We start from the raw sequence: 405 nt of genomic DNA on the forward strand, positions 1-405 counted from the left end.
GCCTCGTCATCACACCTCAGCGTTAAAAAGGTACCGGATTTACCTGGAGCCTCCGCCTACATGCTTAAACCGGGACAACCGTCGCCCGGCTAACATAGCCTTCTCCGTCCCCCCTTCGCAGTAACACCAAGTACAGGAATATTAACCTGTTTCCCATCGACTACGCCTTTCGGCCTCGCCTTAGGGGTCGACTCACCCTGCCCCGATTAACGTTGGACAGGAACCCTTGGTCTTCCGGCGTGCGGGTTTTTCACCCGCATTATCGTTACTTATGTCAGCATTCGCACTTCTGATACCTCCAGCAACCCTCACAGGCCACCTTCGCAGGCTTACAGAACGCTCCCCTACCCAACGAACGTATCCTTAAACCGACTCGACTTTGTATACGCTTTGACGTCGCTTCGC

General features: G+C 54.3%; 1 rRNA gene. It reads right to left on the reverse strand.

The window, feature by feature from the left end:
- Positions 1 to 405, reverse strand: a 23S ribosomal RNA gene (locus JG676_RS08550); the annotation flags it as partial.

It is taken from the genome of Campylobacter sp. 2018MI34 (genome assembly GCF_016598975.1).
Lineage (GTDB): Bacteria > Campylobacterota > Campylobacteria > Campylobacterales > Campylobacteraceae > Campylobacter_D.